The organism is Streptomyces sp. NRRL S-244 (genome assembly GCF_000717915.1).
Classification (GTDB): Bacteria; Actinomycetota; Actinomycetes; order Streptomycetales; family Streptomycetaceae; genus Streptomyces.
Window position 1 is genome coordinate 1 of sequence record NZ_JOCX01000010.1, and the last position, 19063, is coordinate 19063.

The window sequence follows — 19063 nt, forward strand, 5'->3', positions numbered from 1 at the left end:
ATCGCGAAGCGACGCGACCGCAGGGAGCGCCCTTGACGGACCGGCCCGACACGGAAGGACAGTGGACTGACGGGACGCCCCCGGACCCTTCACCGACCCTGAATCAGGGGGTCCCGACCCCGGCACCCCGGCCGACCTCACCCGACCCCGAGCACACGGACACCCACCCCCGGATCCCGACCTACCTCACCCGACCCCGAGCCGACGGGTCACGCCCCCGGAGTCCCGGCCGACATCCCCGACCCCGCGCCGACGGGTCACGCCCCCGGCACCCCGACCAGCTCGCCCGCCCCTACCCCGCCGGCCAGAACTGGGACAGTGCCGCCTCCTTGTAGGGGGCCGGGGTCACGCTCAGGTCGCCCGCGAACGGGCGGTCCAGGGCCATCACCAGCAGCAGGCTGAAGCCGATCAGCCCCGCCACCGCCGAGACGAACAGCAGCTGCATCTTCAGGCTGCGCAGGCCGAACAGGAAGGTGAGCGGGAGGATCACCAGCGCACCCCCGTACACCAGCACCTGGAGCAGCACCGGCAGGGACGTTTCAGCCATCGTGATGCGGGCCCGGCGCTGCGCCGCGACGTCGTTGAGGCGGCCTGCGGCCTCCTCGTAGAAGGTCTGGCTGCGGGCGCCGGTGGGCTCGTACGCCTGGAGCGCCTGGTACAGCCCGTGCGTCTGCTCGGCGGTCGCTTCGTAGCTGGGCCGGCCGGCCCGCATCATCGGCCACTGGACGTCGACGACGGCGTGTACGTAGTCGCCCACCGCCCGCTCCACGCGGGCGCGTTCGGCCGGTGGGAAGGCCTCGGCGCTGCGGACGACGAGGGCGAGGTCGGTGGCCTCGGTGGCGACGACGGTCTGGGTGTTCTCCAGCTGGGTCCAGAGCGTGACGACGACGAAGGCGAGGATGATGCCGTAGATCGCGCCGAACATGCCGAGGGCGACGCCGACCATCTCGTTGTGCTCACCGCCCGCCAGGTGCGGGAAGCGGCGGCGGGCGGCGAGGCTGCCGGCCACGGCGAGGGCGACGAAGCCGCCGACGAGGAGGACGCCGAGGGTGAACGTGCTGAAGGTGTTGAGCAGCCACAGGATCATGGCCTGCTCAACGACCAACTCCCCCTGAGGGCCCGCCCGCCGACGCGCCGCGCCGTCGGCCGGGTCAGCGCACCGACGGGGCCTTCGGGAGCCCGTCGAGGGCGTTGCCCGCGCCCGCGAGGGAGGTGTCGGTGGCGTGGGTGGCGGAGCCGGCGGCGGAGGTGGTCACGGCCAGGGCCGTCTTCGTGTCGTCCACCGCCTGGCCGGGGTGGTTGGCGATGTCGGTGATGCGCTTGGTGACGGGCTGTCCCTCGATGGTGGGGCCCGTCGTTTCGGCGTGGGCGGCGAGGGGGGTCAGGGCGAGGGCGGCGCCACTGGTGAGGACCAGGGCGGCGAGGCGGCGCTTCATGACGTTCATGCCGTGCAGAACGACCCGCCGCCACCCCGGGTCACCGCCGGGCCCCTCTTTGGGGTGACGCCCGGTGTTGGGTCCGCGGCCCGGATCGGGGGGATCGGTCCGGGCCGCGGGGGACGACCCCAGTGTGGGGCGGGGTCAGTCCTCGACCACCAGGGCCGGAGTGGACTTTGTCAGGATCTCCCCGCGGAAGAAGGCCGGGCTGCGGCGTTCCGTGATCAGCATGATCACCAGGCCGAGGGCCAGGAGGCCGACGCCGATGACGAAGACGCTGCCGACTCCGAGGACGGTGGAGCCGGAGCCGTACGACGGGTTCCACATGTCGATCAGGGTCTTGAGGAAGACGGCGGCGAGGAGGAGGCCGCCGAGGACCGGGAAGACGCCCTTGAAGAACAGGTCCCGGGCGGAGCGGCGCAGCTCGCCGCGGAAGTACCAGGCGCAGGCGAAGGCCGTCAGCGAGTAGTAGAAGCAGATCATCAGGCCGAGCGCGAAGATCGTGTCGGTGAGGACGTTCTCGCTGACCAGGGTCATCACGGTGTAGAACGCGCCGGTCGCGACGCCCGCCATGACGGTGGCGCGGCCCGGGGTCTTGAAGCGCGGGTGGACCTTGGCGTAGGAGGCCGGGAGGGCCTCGTACGTGGACATGGCCAGGACCGTGCGGGCGACCGGGATGAACGTGGTCTGGAGCGAGGCGGTCGCCGAGGCGAGGACGGCGACGAAGAGCAGGATGCCGAGCATCGGGCCCATGACCGGGCCGGCGAGGGCGGCGAAGACGTTGCCGGAGGTCTCCGGGTTGCCGAGGCCGAGGCCGGCGGTGCCGGAGCCGACGGCCATCTGGGCTGCGATTCCGGTGGCCAGGTACGAGCCGACCAGGACGACCATCGCGATGAGCGAGGCGCGGCCCGGGGTCTTGGCGGAGCCGGTGGTCTCCTCGTTGGTGGCCAGGCAGGCGTCCCAGCCCCAGTACATGAAGATCGAGAGGGAGAGTCCGGCGGTGAAGGCGCCCATGGACTCGACCGCGAAGGGGTTCATCCACTGCCAGGAGAAGTCGAGGCCGGTGTCGAAGCTGCCGGCCGAGGCCTTCTGGAAGGCCATCGCGACGAAGATGGCGAGGACCGCGAGCTGGAGTGCGACCAGGGTGTACTGGACGCCCTTGGTGGCGGTCATGCCGCGGTAGCTGATGGCGGTCGCGGCGGCGATCAGGGTGAGGCAGGTGGCGATGTGGACGAGTTTGCTGTCGTCCAGGGCTGCGATCGACGGGTTGTTCGTGATCTCGCCCGCGAGCAGCCAGAAGTAGGACGTGGCGACGCCGGCCAGGTTGGAGAGCACGATGATCGTGGCGATCACGAGGCCCCAGCCGCACATCCAGCCGATCCGCGGGCCGAAGGCCTTGACGGTCCAGGTGAAGGAGGTGCCGCAGTCCGGTACGGCCTTGTTGAGCTCGCGGTACGCGAAGGCGACGAGCAGCATCGGCAGGAAGCCGGCCAGGAAGACCGCCGGCATCTGGACGCCGACCTCACCGGCGGTGGAGCCGAGGGTCGAGGTCAGGCAGTAGACGGGGGCGACGGTGGAGATGCCGATGACGGCGCTGCCCACCAGGCCCACGGAGCCCTTGCCGAGGCCCTTGCCGCGTACGTCGCCCTCGCCGCCCTCGCCGCCCCCGCTGCCGGCGACGCCGTTCACCGTGTCTCCGACCCGAGGCCGAACGTCCAGCTGTGTCATGGGTCAGGACGTTAGAGGCTGCGTTTTCCATATCCGGAGGGATTGAGTCCGACCTGCTAACGGCGGGAACACCTTCGATTGATGAGGTCGCCTCCGTTAATCGGCATGCAATGAAAGGTTCACGCGCGCGCCCGCCCCCCGTACAGCAGGGGGCGGACACCGCGTTCCGGAATGCGGAAACCGCAGCAGTATCCCTTTTGTGCCGCTTTGAACTTTCCCGTGTGACCTGGGTCTCAGGTCGTCCAGACGATCGACTGCATCTCGCTGTACGCGTGCAGCGCGTACGAGCCCACGTCCCTGCCGACCCCCGAACGCTTGAAGCCGCCGAACGGCGCCTCCATGTTCCGGCCGATCGTGTTCACGCCGACCCCGCCCGCCCGCAGCCGCCGCGCCACCCGGAAGGCGCGCGCCGCGTCCCCGGACCACACGTAGCTCAGCAGCCCGAAATCGCTGTCGTTGGCCAGCCGGACCGCCTCATCCTCGTCGCCGTCGAAGGGGACGACCACGACCACCGGGCCGAAGATCTCCTCCCGGACCACCCGCATGTCGTTCGTGCAGTCCACCAGCAGCGTCGGCGCCACGTAGAAACCGCGGCCGTCCCCGACCACCGGCCGTTCGCCGCCGTACGCGATCCGCGCGCCCTCCTTGCGGCCGAGCTCGACGTACGACTCCACCCGGTCCCGGTGCGCCGCCGAGATCACCGGGCCCACCACCGTGCCCACCACCGCCGGGTCGCCGACCTTCATGAAGGCCAGGTAGCCGGTTAGCTTCTCCACCAGCCGCTCGTACACCGACCGGTGCACGATCACCCGGGTCGGAGCCGTGCAGATCTGGCCGGAGTAGAAGGAGAAGGTGGTGCCGATCCCCATCACCGCCGCGTCCAGGTCGGCGTCCTCGAAGACGATCGCCGCGCCCTTGCCGCCGAGCTCCATCAGCTGCCGCTTCATCGAACGGCCGCAGACCTCCGCGATGCGCTGCCCGACGCCCGTGGAGCCGGTGAAGGACACCATGTCCACGTACGGGGAGTCCACCGCGGCCTCGCCGACCTCGACCGAGGCACCGCAGACCACGTTCACCACGCCGGCCGGGGCGCCCGCCTCGTGCAGGGCCTCGGCCATCTTGAACACCGAGAGCGGATCCTGCGGGGCCGGCTTGACCACCACCGTGTTGCCCATGGCCAGCGCCGGGGCCACCTTGCCCGCCGGGTTCGCCCACGGGTTGTTGTACGAGGTGATGCAGGTGACCACGCCGACCGGCTGGCGCACCTCCAGCGCCCCCAGGATGCTCGCCTTCCCCATCGGCCCGGCCTCGGTGACCTGCGGCGCCAGCCCGCGCTCCACCGGCTCGAGGGCGCCCTTCGCGTACCGCCTGAAGCGCGCGACCCCGACCCCGACCTGCATCCCGCGCGCGATCCCGGTCGGCGCGCCCGTCTCGGCCCGGGCGAGGGCCGACCACGGCTCGTACTCGCGCTGCATGATGTCCGCGGCCCGGTCCAGGATGGCCGCCCGCGCCTCGGGGGCCGTACGGGACCAGGTCCCGAAGGCCTCCGCCGCCGCGCGCGCCGCCTCCTCGACCTGGGCGCGCGAGGCCTCGGGCGCGAGCCCGACCACCGTTTCGTCCGCCGGGTTGACCACGTCGTAGTGGCCGCCGGCGGGCTCGACCCACTCCCCGCCGATGTACAGCTTCTGCTGCGCGGGCTCGCTCAACGGGTGCTCACCGTCCTCGTGTCGCGGCCCGAGCGGAGCACGATCCCGGGGATCGCCCCCGTGACCTCGTCGTCGCGGATGGTCTCCACGCCGTTGACGCGTACGGACACGATCCCGATCGCGCGGGCGTCCAGCCGCGGGCTGTCGCCGGGCAGGTCGTGCACGAGCGTCGCCGGCCCGGCCTCGATCCGCTCGGGGTCGAAGAGCACCAGGTCCGCGTGGAACCCCTCGGCGATCCGGCCGCGTTCGCGCAGCCCGAACAGCTGCGCCGGGTCGTCGGTGAGCATCTTCACCGCCTGCTCCAGCGGCACCAGCTTGCGCCCGCGCAGGCAGTCCCCGAGGAAGCGGGTCGTGTACGGGGCCCCGCACATGCGGTCCAGGTGCGCGCCGGCGTCGGAGCCGCCGAGCATGACGTCCTCGTGCTGCCAGGTCTCCGCGCGCAGGGCCCAGCTCGCCGGGTCGTTGTCGGTGGGCATCGGCCAGAGCACCGTACGCAGTTCGTCGTTGGCGCAGATCTCGACCAGGCACTGGAAGGGGTCCTGGCCGCGCTCGGCGGCGATGTCGTTCACGACCCGGCCGGAGAGGCCCTCGTTCTCCTTGCTGTACGTGTCCCCGATGACGTAGCGGCCGAAGTTGGCCAGGCGCCGGAAGACCCCGGCCTCCTTGCTGTCGGCGCGGCGGAGCATTTCCGCCCGTACGCCGGCGTCGCGCAGCTTCGCGATCCGTTCGGGTACGGGCAGGCCGAGGATCTCGCCCCAGCCCGGGATCAGGTTCAGCGCGCAGAAGGTGCCGAGCGACATGTTCATGGGGGTCAGGATCGGCATGGTCAGCGCGACGATGCGGCCGCCGGCCTTGCGGGCGCGCTCGCTCGGTATGAGCTGGCGCGGGACCCGTTCGGGGACGGCGGCGTCGATGGTGAGGACGTTCCAGTTCAGGGGGCGGCCGGCGGCGGCGCTCATCTCGACGAAGAGGTCGATCTCCTCGTCGGCGAACTGGTCGAGGCAGCCCGCGACGATCGCTTCGAGCTGGGTGCCCTCGTGTTCGGCGACGGCCTTCGACAGCGCGAGGAGCTCGGCGGGCTTGGCGTGGCGGGAGGCGACGGGGGCGCCGTCCCCGTCGGAGTGGGTGGCGGACTGGGTGGTGGACAGGCCCCAGGCGCCGGCGTTCATGGCGTCGTGGAAGAGGTCGAGCATCTGCTGCATCTGCTCGGGGGTGGGCTGTCCGCCGACGGCGTCGGCGCCCATGACGTGCCGGCGCAGGGCGCAGTGGCCGACCATGAAGCCGGCGTTGACGGCGATCCGGCCCTCCAGGGCGTCGAGGTACTCGCCGAAGCCGGACCAGGTCCAGTCGACGCCTTCCTCCAGGGCCTTGAGGGCCATGCCCTCGACCTTGCTCATCATGCGGCGGGTGTAGTCGGCGTCCTCGGGGCGGTCGGGGTGCAGCGGGGCGAGGGTGAACCCGCAGTTGCCGCCGGCGACGGTGGTGACGCCGTGGTTCATGGAGGGGGTCGCGTACGGGTCCCAGAAGAGCTGGGCGTCGTAGTGCGTGTGGGGGTCGACGAATCCGGGGCACAGGACGAGCCCGGTGGCTTCCTCGGTGGTCCGGGCCTCCTCCGTGAGCGTGCCCGGCCCGGCGATGACGGCGATCCGCCCGTCGCGCAGGCCGACGTCCGCCACGCGGGCGGGGGCGCCGGTGCCGTCCACGACGGTGGCGCCCTTGATCAGGTGGTCGAGCATGACGTCCCTTCACGCTGTCGGCCCCGCCGGCGGCGGTGCCGCCTGCGGGGCCGGATCTGGTGCCCCGGCCGGGGGCCGCCGGGTCGGCCGCGGCCCGGTTGCCTCCGGCCGGGGCCGGCGTGGGACGGCGGTCCGGGAAGACGCCGTCCCCGTTCGGGTGCCGCCGGAGGTCAGGCGGCTTCGCGGAAGCGCGTCGTGCGGTGGACCGGGTCCGTGTCGATCTTCGGGATCACGTGCTCGCCGATGAGCTTGACGGTGGTCATCGTGTCCTCGTACGAGACCCCGGTCGGCAGGCCGAACGACAGCTGGTCGGCCCCCGCCTGCTCCCACCGCTTGCACTGCGCGAGCACCTCGGAGGGGTCCCCGCAGATCAGCAGCTCCTCGGCGATCAGCAGCTCGATGATCTCCGCGTTGTACTCGGGCAGCGTCTCGGGCCACTGCGGGATCGCCTCGGGCCGCGGGAAGGTGTCGTGGTAGCGGAAGACCAGCGACTGGAAGCGGTTCATGTTCGCGTTGACCGCGATCTCCACCGCCTTGTCGTGCGTCTCGGCGCATATCGCGGTGGAGGTGACCATCACGTTGTCGTTGACGAACGCGCCGATGGCCTTGGCCTCCTGGATGGCCGTCTTGTACTGCTCCAGCACCCACTCCATGTCGGAGACCTTCTGCACGCTGAACCCGAGGACACCGAGGCCCTTCTTCGCGGCCATCGCGTACGAGGAGGGCGAGCCGGCGGCGTACCACATGGCCGGGTGGGCCTTGCCGTACGGCTTGGGGAAGATCTTGCGCGGCGGCAGCGACCAGTGCTTGCCCTGGAACCCCTCGTACTCCTCCTGGAGGAACATCTTGGGGAACTCCGCGATGGTCTCTTCCCAGATCTCCTTGGTGGCGTTCATGTCCGTGATGCCGGGCAGGAACCCGAGGATCTCGTGGCTGCCCGCGCCGCGGCCGGTGCCGAACTCGAAGCGGCCCTTGGAGAGGTGGTCGAGCATCGCGACCTTCTCGGCCACCTTGACGGGGTGGTTGACCTGGGCGAGCGGGTTGAAGATGCCGGAGCCGAGGTGGATGCGCTCGGTGGCGTGGGCGAGGTAGGCGAGGAACACCTCGTTCGCCGACAGGTGCGAGTACTCCTCCAGGAAGTGGTGCTCGGAGGCCCAGGCGTACTTGAAGCCGGACTTGTCGGCCTGGATGACGTACTCGGTCTCCTCGATCAGCGCCTTGTGCTCTGCCTCGGGGTCGACCTTGGACCGCGCCTCAGGCACGTATCCCTGCACGAAGAGCCCGAATTCCAAGGGGGTTCACCGTCCTTTGATTTCTGACGTGTCGTCAGATTTGATGAGTCGACTGTTCCACCGTGGAAGCGGGAGCGTCAATACCTGACGCTTCATCAGATACCGCTAGAGGATGCTGACGCCCGCCATCCAGCCGCCGTCGATGACGAACGGCTGGCCGGTGATGTACGAGGACTCCTCGCTGCTCAGGAACAGGGCCAGCCTGGCGATCTCGTCGGGCCGGCCCACCCGCCCCATCGGCACGACCCGCCCGTAGAGCTCCGCCATCGCGTCCCGCGCCTCGTCGCTCATGTTCGCCGGGTCCAGCAGGCCGGGATTGGCCATCGGGGTGTCCACCGCGCCCGGGCACATCGCGTTGACCCGGATGCCCTTGGCGGCCAGCTCCAGCGCGGCCACCCGGGTCAGGCCGACGATCGCCGCCTTGGTCGCCGCGTACGCGCCCACGTACGCCATGCCCGTCAGTCCGGTGTACGAGGAGGTGTTGACGATGGTGCCGCCGCCGGCCGCCTCGATCTCGGGGGCGAAGGCCTTGATGCCCAGGAAGGTGCCGACCTGGTTGACCTGGATCAGCTGCTGGAACTCCTCCAGCGGGGTCGAGACTAGCTCGTTGAAGCGCAGGATCCCGGCGTTGTTGACCAGGCCGTCCACCGGACCGAAGGCCTCCTTCGCGGTAGCGACGGCGGCGGCCCAGTCCTCCTCCCGGCTCACGTCCAGCCGTGCGTACCGGGCGCGGTCCTCGCCCGCCTCCTCGGCTATCTCCTTGGCGACGGCGGCGCCCTGCTCGTCCAGCACGTCGCAGAGGAGCACCTTGGCGCCCTCGGCGGCGAAGAGCCGGGCCTCCTGCTCGCCCTGGCCGCGCGCCGCGCCCGTGATGACGACGACGCGCCCGTCCAGCTTGCCCATGCCCGTACTCCTAGTCGTTGAGAAGCGGGCCCACGTCGGCCCCGAAAGCGGTGATCTGGTCGGTCAGTTCGGCGCCGTCGCGGCTGCGGAAGCGGACCTGGATCTGGTCCACGCCGAGGGCCTTGTACGCGCGGAGGGACTCGGCGAGCGCCTCCGCCTTGCCGGTGAGGGTGCGGCGGCCTGTGTCCCAGCCGGGCTCGCCGACGTACAGCGCCTCGGTGATCGCGCCGAACTCGATGGGCCCGGCGACCCCGGCCGCCGCGCGGAGCTCCTTGATCCGGGCGATCTGCGCGGGGAGCCTGTCGCGCGGGTCGCCCTGCGGGAGCCAGCCGTCGCCGCGCACGGCGGCCCGGCGGACGGCGGCGGGCGAGGAGCCGCCGACCCAGACGGGGATGCGGGCCTGGGCGGGGCGGGGCAGCTGGCCGAGGTCCTTGAAGGAGAACAGCTCGCCCTCGAACTCCGGGTACTCCTCGGGCCCGAGGGCGGCGCGCAGCGCGTCCAGGGTCTCGTCGAGGACGGCCCCGCGGCCGGCGAAGTCGACGCCGAGGGCCTCGAACTCCTCCTGCACGTGGCCCGCGCCGACGCCGAGGATGAGCCGGCCGCCGCTGAGGTGGTCGACGGTGGCGTACTGCTTGGCGCTGAGGAGGGGGTGGCGCAGGCCGAGGATCGCGACGTGGCTGAGCAGCCGTACGTGCTCGGTGATCCCGGCGAGGAAGGCCAGGGTGGCCACGGGGTCGTACCAGACGGTGCTCATGGGGCCGGCGAGGCGGCGCGGGATGGCCACGTGGTCGCAGGTGGCCAGGTACCCGAAGCCGGCCCGGTCGGCGGCCCGCGCCACCTCGGCGAGGTCGGCGGCGGTCGCCGAGGCCTCCCAGGGCTCGGCGTAGATGGTGCTCTGCGACTGGATCGGGAGCTGCATCCCGTAGACCAGCCGGCCTTCCGCAAACACGCGCGCCATGCCGCCTCCGCTTCGTCTTCCGCCCTCGCCCGCCCACCGGGCCGCGGCCGCCGGCCGTCTCCCGCCGGCGCCGGGGGCCATCGTCGTAGCTGACGGACCGTCAGGCAAGGGGTTCGACCCGCCCGGCGGGCAGCTCGTGCGCACCGGAGGGGATGTGCGGGCGCGGCGGGTTGGCTAGGGTGCCGCGGGTGGATCTCTTTCTGACGCTGGTCAGCGGAGTGGCGTGGACCGTCGTGTACGTCGAGGCGATCCGGGTCGGGCTGCGGGACCGGACGTACGCCATGCCGGTGGCCGCGCTCGCGCTGAACTTCGCGTGGGAGGCGACCTATGCCGTGGGGGAATTCCGCGCCGGGGTCTCGCCCCAGGGCGTGGTCAACGTGGTGTGGGCCCTCGCCGACGTCGTCATCATCTGGACCTATCTGCGCTTCGGGCGCGCCGAGCTGCCCGATTTCGTGACGCGGCCGGTCTTCGCGGCGTGGAGCCTGCTCGTGTTCGGCAGCGGCTTCGCCGTGCAGTGGCTGTTCCTGGCGCAGTTCGGTACGCACGACGCGACCCGGTACGCGGCGTTCCTGCAGAACCTGCTGATGTCCGGGCTGTTCATCGCCCTCTACGCCGACCGGCGCGGGCCGCGCGGGCAGTCCCTCGTCATCGCCGTCGCGAAATGGCTCGGGACGCTCGCCCCGACCCTGCTCTTCGGGGTCGTCGAGGACTCGCCGTTCGTCCTCGGGCTCGGGATCATGTGCAGCGTCTTCGACCTGGCGTACATCGGGCTGCTGGTGTGGGGGCGGCGGGTGGCCGCCGCCCCGGACCGTTCGGAACCGGCCGGCGTGTCCGTCTGACCACCGGCCGGCCTTGCGGTCAGAAGCCCGCCGGGCCCATCACGACGACCGGCTTCGCCGCCGGGTCCAGGGTGGTCAGCAGCTTCTTCATGGCCTCCTTGGAGATGCCGATGCAGCCCTGCGAGGGGCCGTTGTGGTCGACGTGGAGCCAGATGCCGCCGCCCTTGTCCTCGCCCTCCGGCTTGACCAGGTCCAGCGGGGAGTGCCCCTTGCGGCGGTTGTAGTCGACCGCGATGACGTACTCGAAGGCCCCCGCGAGGGACTCCCCGTTCACGCCCCGGCCGGTGGGGACGAAGAGCCGGTTCTGGTCGTACGGGAACTTCGTGCCCGGCGGCTTCGGCAGCAGACCGCCGGCGTCGGACAGCGTGAACACGCCGACGGGGGTGGTGAGGTCCCCGTCCTCGCGCGTGCCGGAGTTCCAGCCGCTGGCGCCGTTGTGCGCGGGCCAGCTCTCGGAGCTGCGGACCCAGTCGGCGCCGGCCGCCGGCCGGCTGTAGAAGGTCGCCGTGGACTCCGCGGAGTCCCTCGTCCGGCCGGAGACGAGGAGGAGCTGGCGGGCGTCGGCCGGGATCAGGGCCCGGGTGTCGTCGCTGAGCTCGGAGAGGCCGTCGTCGGGATCGGCGGTGGCGGGGGCCGCGGGGGCGCCGGGTGCCCCTGGAGCTCCGGGTGCCCCTGGGGCTCCGCGTGCTCCCGAGGGCGCGGGGGCGCCCGGCGCCCCGCGGGCGCCGCGGGTGGCGTGACCGGCCGCGCCGGCGGGGGCCGAGTCGGAGGTGGCGGCATCGGCGGTGCCGCGCGGGGAGGGCGTACGGGCCGCGCCCCCCGGGCGGTCCCCGGTCCGGGCCTGGGCGGTGACGCCGGGGTCGTCGTCCTGGACCGTGTACACCCACCCGGCACCGAAGGCCAGCAGGCCCACGGCGGCGGCGAGCGCCACACGCCGCGGCGAACGGAGGCCGCGGAGCGTACGGAACGAGAGGGGACTGCGGGAGCCGGCGCGGGGATGCTTGCTCATGTGACCGACGTTACACATCCGATCATCAGGATTGCTGAGGCGACGCCGCCCGGTGCGGCGCAGGTGTGCCCGGAAAGCGCACTCGGACCGTCAGACCGCCGCCCGGCCCCCGATTGGCCCGCACCACGAGTCTCGCTCCGTGCGCCCGCGCGATCGAGGCGACGATCGAGAGCCCGAGCCCGGCGCCCTCCCCCGCGGTGTGCTGCCGCTCGGCGCGGCGCCGGAACGGCTCCAGCAGCCGCGGCACGTCGGCGGGCTCGATCACCGGCCCGGTGTTGGACACGGTCAGCGCCCCGTCGGCGGAGGTCTTCACGCTGATCCGCCCGCCCGGCCGGTTGTGCCGTACGGCATTGGCCAGCAGGTTCCGCACCAGATGGCCCAACAGGGCCCGATCGCCGACCACGCCGACCGGCTCGAGGCTCCGTACGACGGTCAGCCCGGCGCCCTCCGCCGGCCCGGACCCCGCCGGCCCGGACCCCGCCGGCCCGGACCCCGCCGCTTCCGTCTCCGCCAGCTCCGCCTCCACGAGGGCCGCGAGGTCCACCGGAGCGGTGGTCTCCAGGCCCTCCTCCGATACCGCGAGCAGCAGCAGCGACTCGACGAGGTGCTCGCTGGACTCGGCGACGCCGATCAGTTTCGACCGGATCCGGGCCACCTTCTCCGGCGGCGGGTCCCCGGCCAGTCCGATCTCGGCGGCCGCCCGCTGCACGGCCAGCGGGGTGCGCAGTTCGTGGGCGGCATTGGCGGCGAACCGGCGCTGCGCGCCCACCAGGCTCTCCATCCGGTCGAGCATGCCGTCGAAGGTGTCGGCCAGCCGCTTGAGTTCGCCGGGCGGGGCCTTGAGGCCGATCCGCTCGTGCAGGTTCTCCCCCGAAAGGCGGCGGGCCGTCTCGGTGATGACGCCGACGGGCCGCAGTACGCGGCCCGCCATCCACCAGGCCAGCCAGATCGACGGTACGGCGAACACGGCGAGGGCGATGAGCGAGACGACCAGCAGCTCGTGGAGGGTGGCGGCCTCGACGGCGGTGGAGAGGTTGCGGGTGGCGGCCCACGTCCGGAGCTGCTCCTGGGTGGGCGTGGCGGCGCCGGGCGGGAGCCGCTGGGCGGGGACCGCCTTGAGGGGCTGGCCTTCGACGGCGGCGCGCTCGAAGGCGGTGCCGGGGACGGCGGTGGTGACGGCTCCGCTGATGCGGGTGTAGAGCCCGCCCCGCAGCAGGACGTTGATCAGGGCGATCAGGCCGCCGCCTGCGAGGACGAGCAGGGAGCCGTAGAGCGCGGTGAGACGGGCGCGCTCGGAATGGAGCACCGCTCTCATCGCGGATCGGTGCTCGGAGCCGTGGTCGGACCGGCAGCCGGACCCGCGGTCCCACCGGCGGCCGGACCGGCACCCGGACCCGCGATCCGGTAGCCGGCCCCCGGCACCGTCTCGATCAGCTGCGGCTCGCCCAGCTTGGCCCGCAGCTTGCTGAGCGTCACCCGTACGGCATTGGTGCTGTACGAGGTGTCCTCCTCCCACACCTGCTCGATCAGGTCGTCGTTGCCGAGCACGGCCCCCTCCGCCCGCAGCAGCGCCTCCAGCACCGCGAACTCCTTGCGCGACAGCGCGAGCCGGTGCCCGTCGCGGCTCGCGCTCCGGCGGGCGGTGTCCACGGCGATCCCGCACCGCTCCAGCACCGGCGGCAGCGCGGGCCGGGTGCGCCGGCCCAGCGCCAGGACGCGGGCGAGGAGCTCGTCGTACGCGAAGGGCTTGGTGAGGTAGTCGTCGGCGCCGAGGCCGAGCCCCTCGACCCGGTCCCGTACGGTCCCGGAGGCGGTCAGCATCAGGACGCGGGTCAGCAGCCGCTCGCGCACCACCTGGCGGCAGACCTCGTCCCCGTGCAGGCCGGGCAGGTCGCGGTCGAGGACGAGGACGTCGTACTCGCCGAGGCGCAGGCGCCGCAGGGCCTCCAGGCCGTCGCCCGCCTCGTCGACGGCCAGCGCGTCGCGGCGCAGCCCGTCGGCGATCATCTCCCTGAGGAATTCCTCGTCCTCCACCACCAGAACTCGCATGCCGCCCTCTCTACCGGAATCTCGTATTTCCTCGTCATAAGCAAGATCGGAGAGAGAAGCGAAACCCGCCCCGGGTGGAGGGTCTGGCGCATGAATCGATCCATGACCATGACCACGGCCGCGGCGCTCACCGGCCTGACCCTCTTCGTCACCGCGTGCACGGGCGGTGCCGGCTCGGACGCCAAGGACGGCAAGGACGGGAAGAAGGACGGGACGTCTTCGAACGCATCGAGCGGCAGCGGTGGCGGGCAGGCCAGCGGCGCCGACGCCGACAAGGCGCTCAAGACGCGCAAGTGCCTGCGCGAGCACGGCATAGACGCGCCCGACCCCGAGCCCGGCCAGGACCCGCGCGGGATGACGCTGGGCTCGGGCAGCGAGGACCCGGAGGCGCTGAAGAAGGCCTTCGAGGCGTGCGGGATGCAGGCCCCCGGGACGGGCCAGCTCTCGCAGGAGGCCAAGGACAAGGCCCTGAAGTGGGCCAAGTGCATGCGGGACAACGGCGTGAACATCCCCGACCCGGAGTTCAACGGGAGCGCGATGAGCGCGACCAAGATCCCCGAGGGCCAGGAGCAGGCCTTCCAGGACGCCCAGAAGAAGTGCGAAGCCGCGTGAGGCGGCGCGGCAAGTGGCTGCTGGGCTCGCTGGCCGTCGTACTCGCCGTCTCGGGCGGCGGGTACGCGGTGACGGCCGCCCAGCCGCGGTCGGACTCCGACGGGTCGAAGGACCGGCGCGCGGACGGGCTGCCGCAGGCGACTGCCCCGGTCACGCGCGGGGACCTCAGCTCGGGCCTCACGGTCGAGGGCACGCTCGGCTACGCGCAGGAGCGCAAGCTGGCCGCGGGCGGCCCCGGGGTGCTGACCTGGGCCGCGGGCGCGGGTACGGCGATCGAGCGGGACGGGAAGCTGTACGAGGTCAACGGCAAGCCGGTGCGCCTGATGTACGGGAGCACGCCCGTGTACCGGCAGATGAAGACCGGGGACAAGGGCGAGGACGTCAAGCAGCTCAAGCGCAACCTCCAGGCCCTCGGGTACGGAACCGGGCTCGACCCGGAGGACGGCACCTTCACGGCGGGTACGGCGACGGCCGTCAAGCGCTGGCAGAAGGCGCACAAGGCGGCGGAGACGGGCGAGGTCGGCAAGGAGGACATCGCCTTCGCGGCCGGGCCGCAGCGGGTGCAGAAGAACGACACGGCGGTCGGCGACGAACCGGCGCCGGGCAAGCCGGTGATGACGCTGACCGGGACCGAGCGGATGGTCCGCTTCCAGCTGGACGTGGCCAAGGCGGGCGCGGCGAAGACGGGCGACAAGGTGACCGTGAACCTGCCGGGCGGCGGCACGGCCACCGGGAAGATCGACTCGGTGGGCAGCACGGCGAACCCGGACGACCCGGGCGGCGGCGGGGGCGGCGGCTCCGGCGGAGGCGGTGGCGGTGGCGGCGGGAAGCCGAAGGTCGAGGTGAACGTGTCCCTGGACAACGCCTCCGAGATCAAGGGCCCGGACCAGTCCCCTGTATCGGTCCGGCTCACCGGCGAGACCCGCAAGGGCGTGCTCTCCGTACCGGTCAACGCACTCCTCGCACTGTCCGGCGGGGGCTTCGGCGTACAGGTCGTCGAGGGCGGCACGGTCCGCGAAGTCCCGGTCGAGCTCGGCATGTTCGGCCAGGGCCGCGTCGAGGTCAAGGGGGAAGCCCTCAAGGAGGGCGCGCAGGTGGGGATCCCGAAGCAATGACGACGGCAGTGGCCACGGCCGAGAACAGGCACGCGCGCGCCGTCGTGGAACTGGCGGGCGTCACCAAGGAGTACCCCGGCGGGGTCAAGGCCCTGCGCGGGGTGGACCTCACCGTCCTGAACGGCGAACTCCTCGCCATCGTCGGCCCGTCCGGTTCCGGGAAGTCCACCCTGCTGCACATCGTCGGCACCCTCGACCGGCCGAGCGCCGGCGCGGTCGCCATCGCCGGGCACGACATCGCGACGCTGTCCGACCGCGCCCTGTCGGCGCTGCGTTCACGCCACGTCGGGTTCGTCTTCCAGTCCTTCCACCTCGTACCGGGCATCAGCGCGCAGGCGAACGTCGCCGAGGGGCTGCTGTACTCCGGCCTCTCGCGGGCCGAGCGCGGCCGGCGGGCGGCGCGGGCCCTGGAGCGGGTCGGCCTCGGCGACCGTACGGAGCACCGGCCGCACGAGCTGTCCGGCGGGCAGAAGCAGCGGGTGGCGATCGCGCGGGCGGTGGCGGGGGAACCGGACCTGCTGCTGGCCGACGAGCCGACGGGCGCGCTGGACTCGGCGTCGGGTCGGTCGGTGATGGAGCTGCTGCACGAACTGAACGCGGACGGGGCCACCATCGCCGTGATCACCCACGACCAGGAGATCGCGGCGAGCCTGCCGCGGCAGGTGCGGATCCGGGACGGGGAGATCGTGGCGGACGTGTGGAACACGGCGGGGGCGGGGGCGAGGGAGCAGTGAGGGCCTCGGTGAGGGCCGCGCGGAAGCTGACCCCGGCCCGGCTCGGCCCGCGGGACGTGCTGCACGTCGGCTCGGCGGGGCTGCGCTCGCGCCCGATGCGGGTGTTCCTGTCCGCGCTCGGGATCGCGATCGGCATCGCGACGATGATCGCGGTGGTCGGGGTGTCCTCGTCCAGCCAGGCCAAGCTGCTGCGCGAGCTCGACGAGCTGGGCACGAACATGCTGGTGGCGACGCCGGGCCAGTCGATGTTCTCGGGGCAGGACACGAAGCTGCCGAAGGAGGCCCCGGGCATGATCTCCCGTATCGAGGGGGTCGAGTCGGTGGGTACGACGGGCGACGTCGCGCAGTCCGTACGGCGATCCGAGAACATCCCGAAGGAGGAGACGGGCGGCATCGGCCTGAAGGCGACGAAGGACGACCTGCTGGAGGTCCTGCGCGCCCGGATGCAGAAGGGGACCTGGCTGAACGGGGCCACCGGACGCTACCCGTCGGTGGTGCTCGGGAACGTCTCGGCGCAGCGGCTGGGCATCACCGAGCCGGGGCAGCAGGTGTTCATCGGCGGCCGGTACTTCACGGTCATCGGCATCCTGGACCCGATCCCGCTGGCCCCGGAGATCGAGCGCTCGGCGCTGATCGGCTGGGAGGCGGCGGAGCAGCTGCTCGGCTTCGACGGCCATCCGACGGCGATCTACGAGCGCTCGGCGGACGACCGCGTCGGGGCGGTCCGCGGCCTGATCGCCCCGACGGCCAACCCGCAGTCGCCGAGCACGGTGTCGGTGACGGACCCGTCGGCGGCGCTGCAGGCGAAGGCGGCCACGGAAGGGGCCTTCAGCACGCTCCTCCTCGGCCTGGGCGGGATCGCCCTGCTGGTGGGCGGGGTCGGGGTCGCGAACACCATGATCATCTCGGTACTGGAACGCCGCCACGAGATCGGCCTGCGCCGTTCGCTGGGCGCGACCAAGGGCCAGGTCCGCGTCCAGTTCGTGACGGAGTCCCTGCTCCTGTCGGGCCTCGGCGGCCTGGCGGGGATCGCCCTCGGCGCGGCGGCCACGGCGGCCTACGCCCGAGCGGGCGACCTCCCCTGGGTGGTCCCCCTCTGGGCGGTGACGGGCGGCTTCGCCTCGACCCTGGCCATAGGCACCCTGGCCGGCCTCTACCCGGCAGTCCGCGCGGCCCGCCTCTCCCCCACCCTGGCCTTGCAGGCGGCGTAGAGCGCGGCGGGCACCGGATGGCACCATCCAGTGTCATGCCACCCGACACCACCAACGCCACAGTCGAGCCCGGCCGGTACGAGGCGGGCCAGACGGGCCTCATCGTGAAGGTCCCCGAGGCCGAACCAGCCGTTCGCGCATGGCGCGAACGGCTGGACCCCTCGGCCATCGCCGGGGTCCCGGCGCACGTGACGGTGCTGTTCCCGTTCCTTCATGAGCGCCTCATCGACGCCACCGTCCAGGCTGCGCTCGCCGAGATCGTGAGCAGCCACCGGGCCTTCGACGTCCGGTTCGCCGAGAGCCGCCGCTTCCCGGAGGTGCTGTACCTGGCCCCCGAGCCGGACACGACACTGCGGCTGCTCACCCGGGCGATCGCCCACCACTGGCCGCAGGCCCAGCCGTACGGGGGCCGGTTCCCGGACGTCATCCCGCATCTGACGGTCGCGCAGCGACAGGAGGCGGACGTCCTGGACGCGATCGAAGCCGACCTGGCGCGCTCGCTCCCCCTCACGACCCGCATCTCGTCGGTCGACCTCATGGTCCACGACGGCGTGGCGTGGCGGGACCGGGCTTCGTTCGCACTGCGGGTGTGAGGGAGGGGACGGCCACTCGGTGACGAAGCAGCGCACCGGAAGCCCGACGGGGCGGTGTCCGTGTGCGCGGGGTCGGGAGAGCCGGTCGGGGTTCCGGGGTCGGGACCCTCTCACTCGGGGTCGGTGGTGTGTCCGGGGGCGTCCGGAACCCTGCCCCCGGACCCCGACCGGCTCTCCCGCACCCGAGGCCCTCGGTCGCCTCGCCTCCCGTCGTACGCTGAGGTGATGAGAACTCCTCGGCAGGCAGCGCGGATTGTCGTCCTCTCCCCCACCGGATCGGTGTTCCTCTTCCGGGAGAACAACATCGAGGTCGGTATCCACTGGCTGCCGCCCGGTGGGGGGATCGATCCCGGGGAGACTCCTGAGCAGTGCGTGCGGCGGGAGTTGCGGGAGGAGACCGGATGGACCGATCTCGTGCCGCAGCGGCTGCTGTGCACCTGGGAGCACGACTTCACCCATCAGGGGATCCCCGTACGGCAGCACGAGCACATCTACGTCACCACCGGCCCGCGCCGCGATCCCGTACCCGAGTCGCCCGACGCGCACTGGCGGTGGCTGTCGCAGCAGGCGCTGGCTTCGCTCGGGGAGCCCCTGTGGCCGCCGCGGCTCGCCGAGCTGCTGGCCGACGCGCCGGCCGAGCCCGTCCACCTCGGCCTGGTCGGCAACTAGGGCCTGGGGGACGGGTCATCGGGCGCAGGCGATCCATCGTCGGACGGCCGCGTTGGTGGGACCGTCCAGTGCGGAGACGGCTTCGATGGCGTGGAGGTCTCCGGCGACGGGTGGGATGCCGGCCGCGGTCAGCGCGGCGTGCAGGCCGAGGCGCCGCTGGTGTACTGCGCTGATTCGGCTGAGCGGCCGCTCCTCCGGGTCCGGGATCGGCACGGAGCTCGGGAGGCGGGTGTCCCCCGTGTCCCCCGCGTCCCCCGTGCCGCCCGCATCCCCCCTGTCGCCCGCATCCCCCGTGCCGCCGCCGTCCTTGTCCTCGAAGTGCCGCACGCCGGGGAACCGGTAGGGGTCGAGCGCCTCCCGTGGTTTCGGCGCGCGCGAGGAATCTCGCCACTTCATGCAAGGGCCTCCTGGAGTCTGCCTGACGGTGGGGAAGTTGCGGTGGGTCTGTACGGGGCGCCGCGGGCGGGCGGCGA

General features: G+C 72.3%; 19 protein-coding genes. 7 read left to right on the top strand and 12 right to left on the bottom strand.

Translation table 11 applies throughout. From position 1 onward, the window contains the following. Window positions 1-292: 292 nt before the first annotated feature. From IF02_RS0113875 to IF02_RS0113910, 8 genes are all read right to left on the bottom strand, one after another. Window positions 293-1087, bottom strand: a complete 795-nt coding sequence (locus IF02_RS0113875) for a DUF4239 domain-containing protein (RefSeq protein WP_030156733.1) — start codon at window positions 1085-1087, stop codon at window positions 293-295. A gap of 64 nt (window positions 1088-1151) precedes the next feature. Then, entirely contained in the window at window positions 1152-1445 is a 294-nt protein-coding gene (locus tag IF02_RS0113880) for a hypothetical protein (protein WP_030156735.1), read from the bottom strand. Between the two features lie 135 nt (window positions 1446-1580). Next, window positions 1581-3164 carry an APC family permease gene (locus IF02_RS0113885; RefSeq protein ID WP_030156737.1) on the bottom strand — a complete coding sequence of 528 codons (1584 nt, stop codon included), beginning with the start codon at window positions 3162-3164 and terminating at the stop codon, window positions 1581-1583. A gap of 233 nt (window positions 3165-3397) precedes the next feature. Beyond that, window positions 3398-4870: an aldehyde dehydrogenase family protein gene (locus tag IF02_RS0113890; protein WP_030156738.1), complete on the bottom strand. Its 1473-nt coding sequence runs from the start codon at window positions 4868-4870 to the stop codon at window positions 3398-3400. After that, window positions 4867-6606 (bottom strand): N-acyl-D-amino-acid deacylase family protein, encoded by a 1740-nt coding sequence (locus IF02_RS0113895; RefSeq protein WP_030156740.1) that lies wholly within the window; start codon window positions 6604-6606, stop codon window positions 4867-4869. The genes IF02_RS0113890 and IF02_RS0113895 overlap by 4 nt, the downstream gene beginning before the upstream one ends. Before the next feature lie 170 nt (window positions 6607-6776). Next, window positions 6777-7898 (bottom strand): LLM class flavin-dependent oxidoreductase, encoded by a 1122-nt coding sequence (locus IF02_RS0113900; protein ID WP_030156742.1) that lies wholly within the window; start codon window positions 7896-7898, stop codon window positions 6777-6779. Window positions 7899-8003: 105 nt separating this feature from the next. Then, on the bottom strand, window positions 8004-8801 hold the full coding sequence (locus tag IF02_RS0113905; RefSeq protein ID WP_030156743.1) for an SDR family NAD(P)-dependent oxidoreductase: 798 nt from the start codon (window positions 8799-8801) through the stop codon (window positions 8004-8006). Between the two features lie 10 nt (window positions 8802-8811). Beyond that, window positions 8812-9759: an LLM class F420-dependent oxidoreductase gene (locus tag IF02_RS0113910; RefSeq protein ID WP_030156745.1), complete on the bottom strand. Its 948-nt coding sequence runs from the start codon at window positions 9757-9759 to the stop codon at window positions 8812-8814. A gap of 188 nt (window positions 9760-9947) precedes the next feature. Here IF02_RS0113910 and IF02_RS0113915 point away from each other — a divergent pair, with 188 nt between their 5' ends. Continuing rightward, window positions 9948-10598 (top strand): hypothetical protein, encoded by a 651-nt coding sequence (locus tag IF02_RS0113915; protein ID WP_030156746.1) that lies wholly within the window; start codon window positions 9948-9950, stop codon window positions 10596-10598. A 19-nt stretch (window positions 10599-10617) separates the two neighbouring features. On the opposite strand, the gene IF02_RS0113920 is transcribed toward IF02_RS0113915, so the two are convergent. Genes IF02_RS0113920 through IF02_RS0113930 form a run of 3 tightly spaced genes read right to left on the bottom strand, consistent with a single transcriptional unit; the run spans window position 10618 to window position 13656 of the window. Beyond that, the gene (locus IF02_RS0113920; RefSeq protein ID WP_078622087.1) at window positions 10618-11607 is read right to left on the bottom strand and encodes a L,D-transpeptidase family protein; all 990 of its coding nucleotides are present in this window, start codon (window positions 11605-11607) and stop codon (window positions 10618-10620) included. A gap of 25 nt (window positions 11608-11632) precedes the next feature. Then, entirely contained in the window at window positions 11633-12922 is a 1290-nt protein-coding gene (locus tag IF02_RS0113925) for a sensor histidine kinase (RefSeq protein WP_030156750.1), read from the bottom strand. After that, on the bottom strand, window positions 12919-13656 hold the full coding sequence (locus IF02_RS0113930) for a response regulator transcription factor (protein WP_030156751.1): 738 nt from the start codon (window positions 13654-13656) through the stop codon (window positions 12919-12921). Before IF02_RS0113930 ends, IF02_RS0113925 begins: the two co-directional genes overlap by 4 nt. Window positions 13657-13758: 102 nt before the next feature. On the opposite strand from IF02_RS0113930, the gene IF02_RS0113935 reads away from it, so the two are divergent. From IF02_RS0113935 to IF02_RS0113960, 6 genes are all read left to right on the top strand, one after another. After that, entirely contained in the window at window positions 13759-14268 is a 510-nt protein-coding gene (locus IF02_RS0113935; RefSeq protein WP_051696214.1) for a hypothetical protein, read from the top strand. Then, window positions 14265-15383 (top strand): peptidoglycan-binding protein, encoded by a 1119-nt coding sequence (locus IF02_RS0113940; protein ID WP_030156755.1) that lies wholly within the window; start codon window positions 14265-14267, stop codon window positions 15381-15383. The genes IF02_RS0113935 and IF02_RS0113940 overlap by 4 nt, the downstream gene beginning before the upstream one ends. Then, complete coding sequence (locus tag IF02_RS0113945) at window positions 15380-16117, top strand: ABC transporter ATP-binding protein (RefSeq protein ID WP_030156756.1); 738 nt, start codon at window positions 15380-15382, stop codon at window positions 16115-16117. The genes IF02_RS0113940 and IF02_RS0113945 overlap by 4 nt, the downstream gene beginning before the upstream one ends. 8 nt (window positions 16118-16125) lie before the next feature. Beyond that, the gene (locus IF02_RS0113950; protein ID WP_030156758.1) at window positions 16126-17328 is read left to right on the top strand and encodes an ABC transporter permease; all 1203 of its coding nucleotides are present in this window, start codon (window positions 16126-16128) and stop codon (window positions 17326-17328) included. Window positions 17329-17363: 35 nt separating this feature from the next. Continuing rightward, a complete protein-coding gene (locus tag IF02_RS0113955; RefSeq protein ID WP_030156759.1) occupies window positions 17364-17921 on the top strand; it encodes a 2'-5' RNA ligase family protein in 558 nt (185 codons plus the stop codon). A 225-nt stretch (window positions 17922-18146) separates the two neighbouring features. Further along, window positions 18147-18590 (top strand): NUDIX hydrolase, encoded by a 444-nt coding sequence (locus tag IF02_RS0113960; protein WP_030156761.1) that lies wholly within the window; start codon window positions 18147-18149, stop codon window positions 18588-18590. 15 nt (window positions 18591-18605) lie between these two features. Here IF02_RS0113960 and IF02_RS33125 read toward each other — a convergent pair whose 3' ends face one another. Further along, window positions 18606-18986 carry a hypothetical protein gene (locus tag IF02_RS33125; RefSeq protein WP_051696215.1) on the bottom strand — a complete coding sequence of 127 codons (381 nt, stop codon included), beginning with the start codon at window positions 18984-18986 and terminating at the stop codon, window positions 18606-18608. Window positions 18987-19063 lie beyond the last annotated feature (77 nt).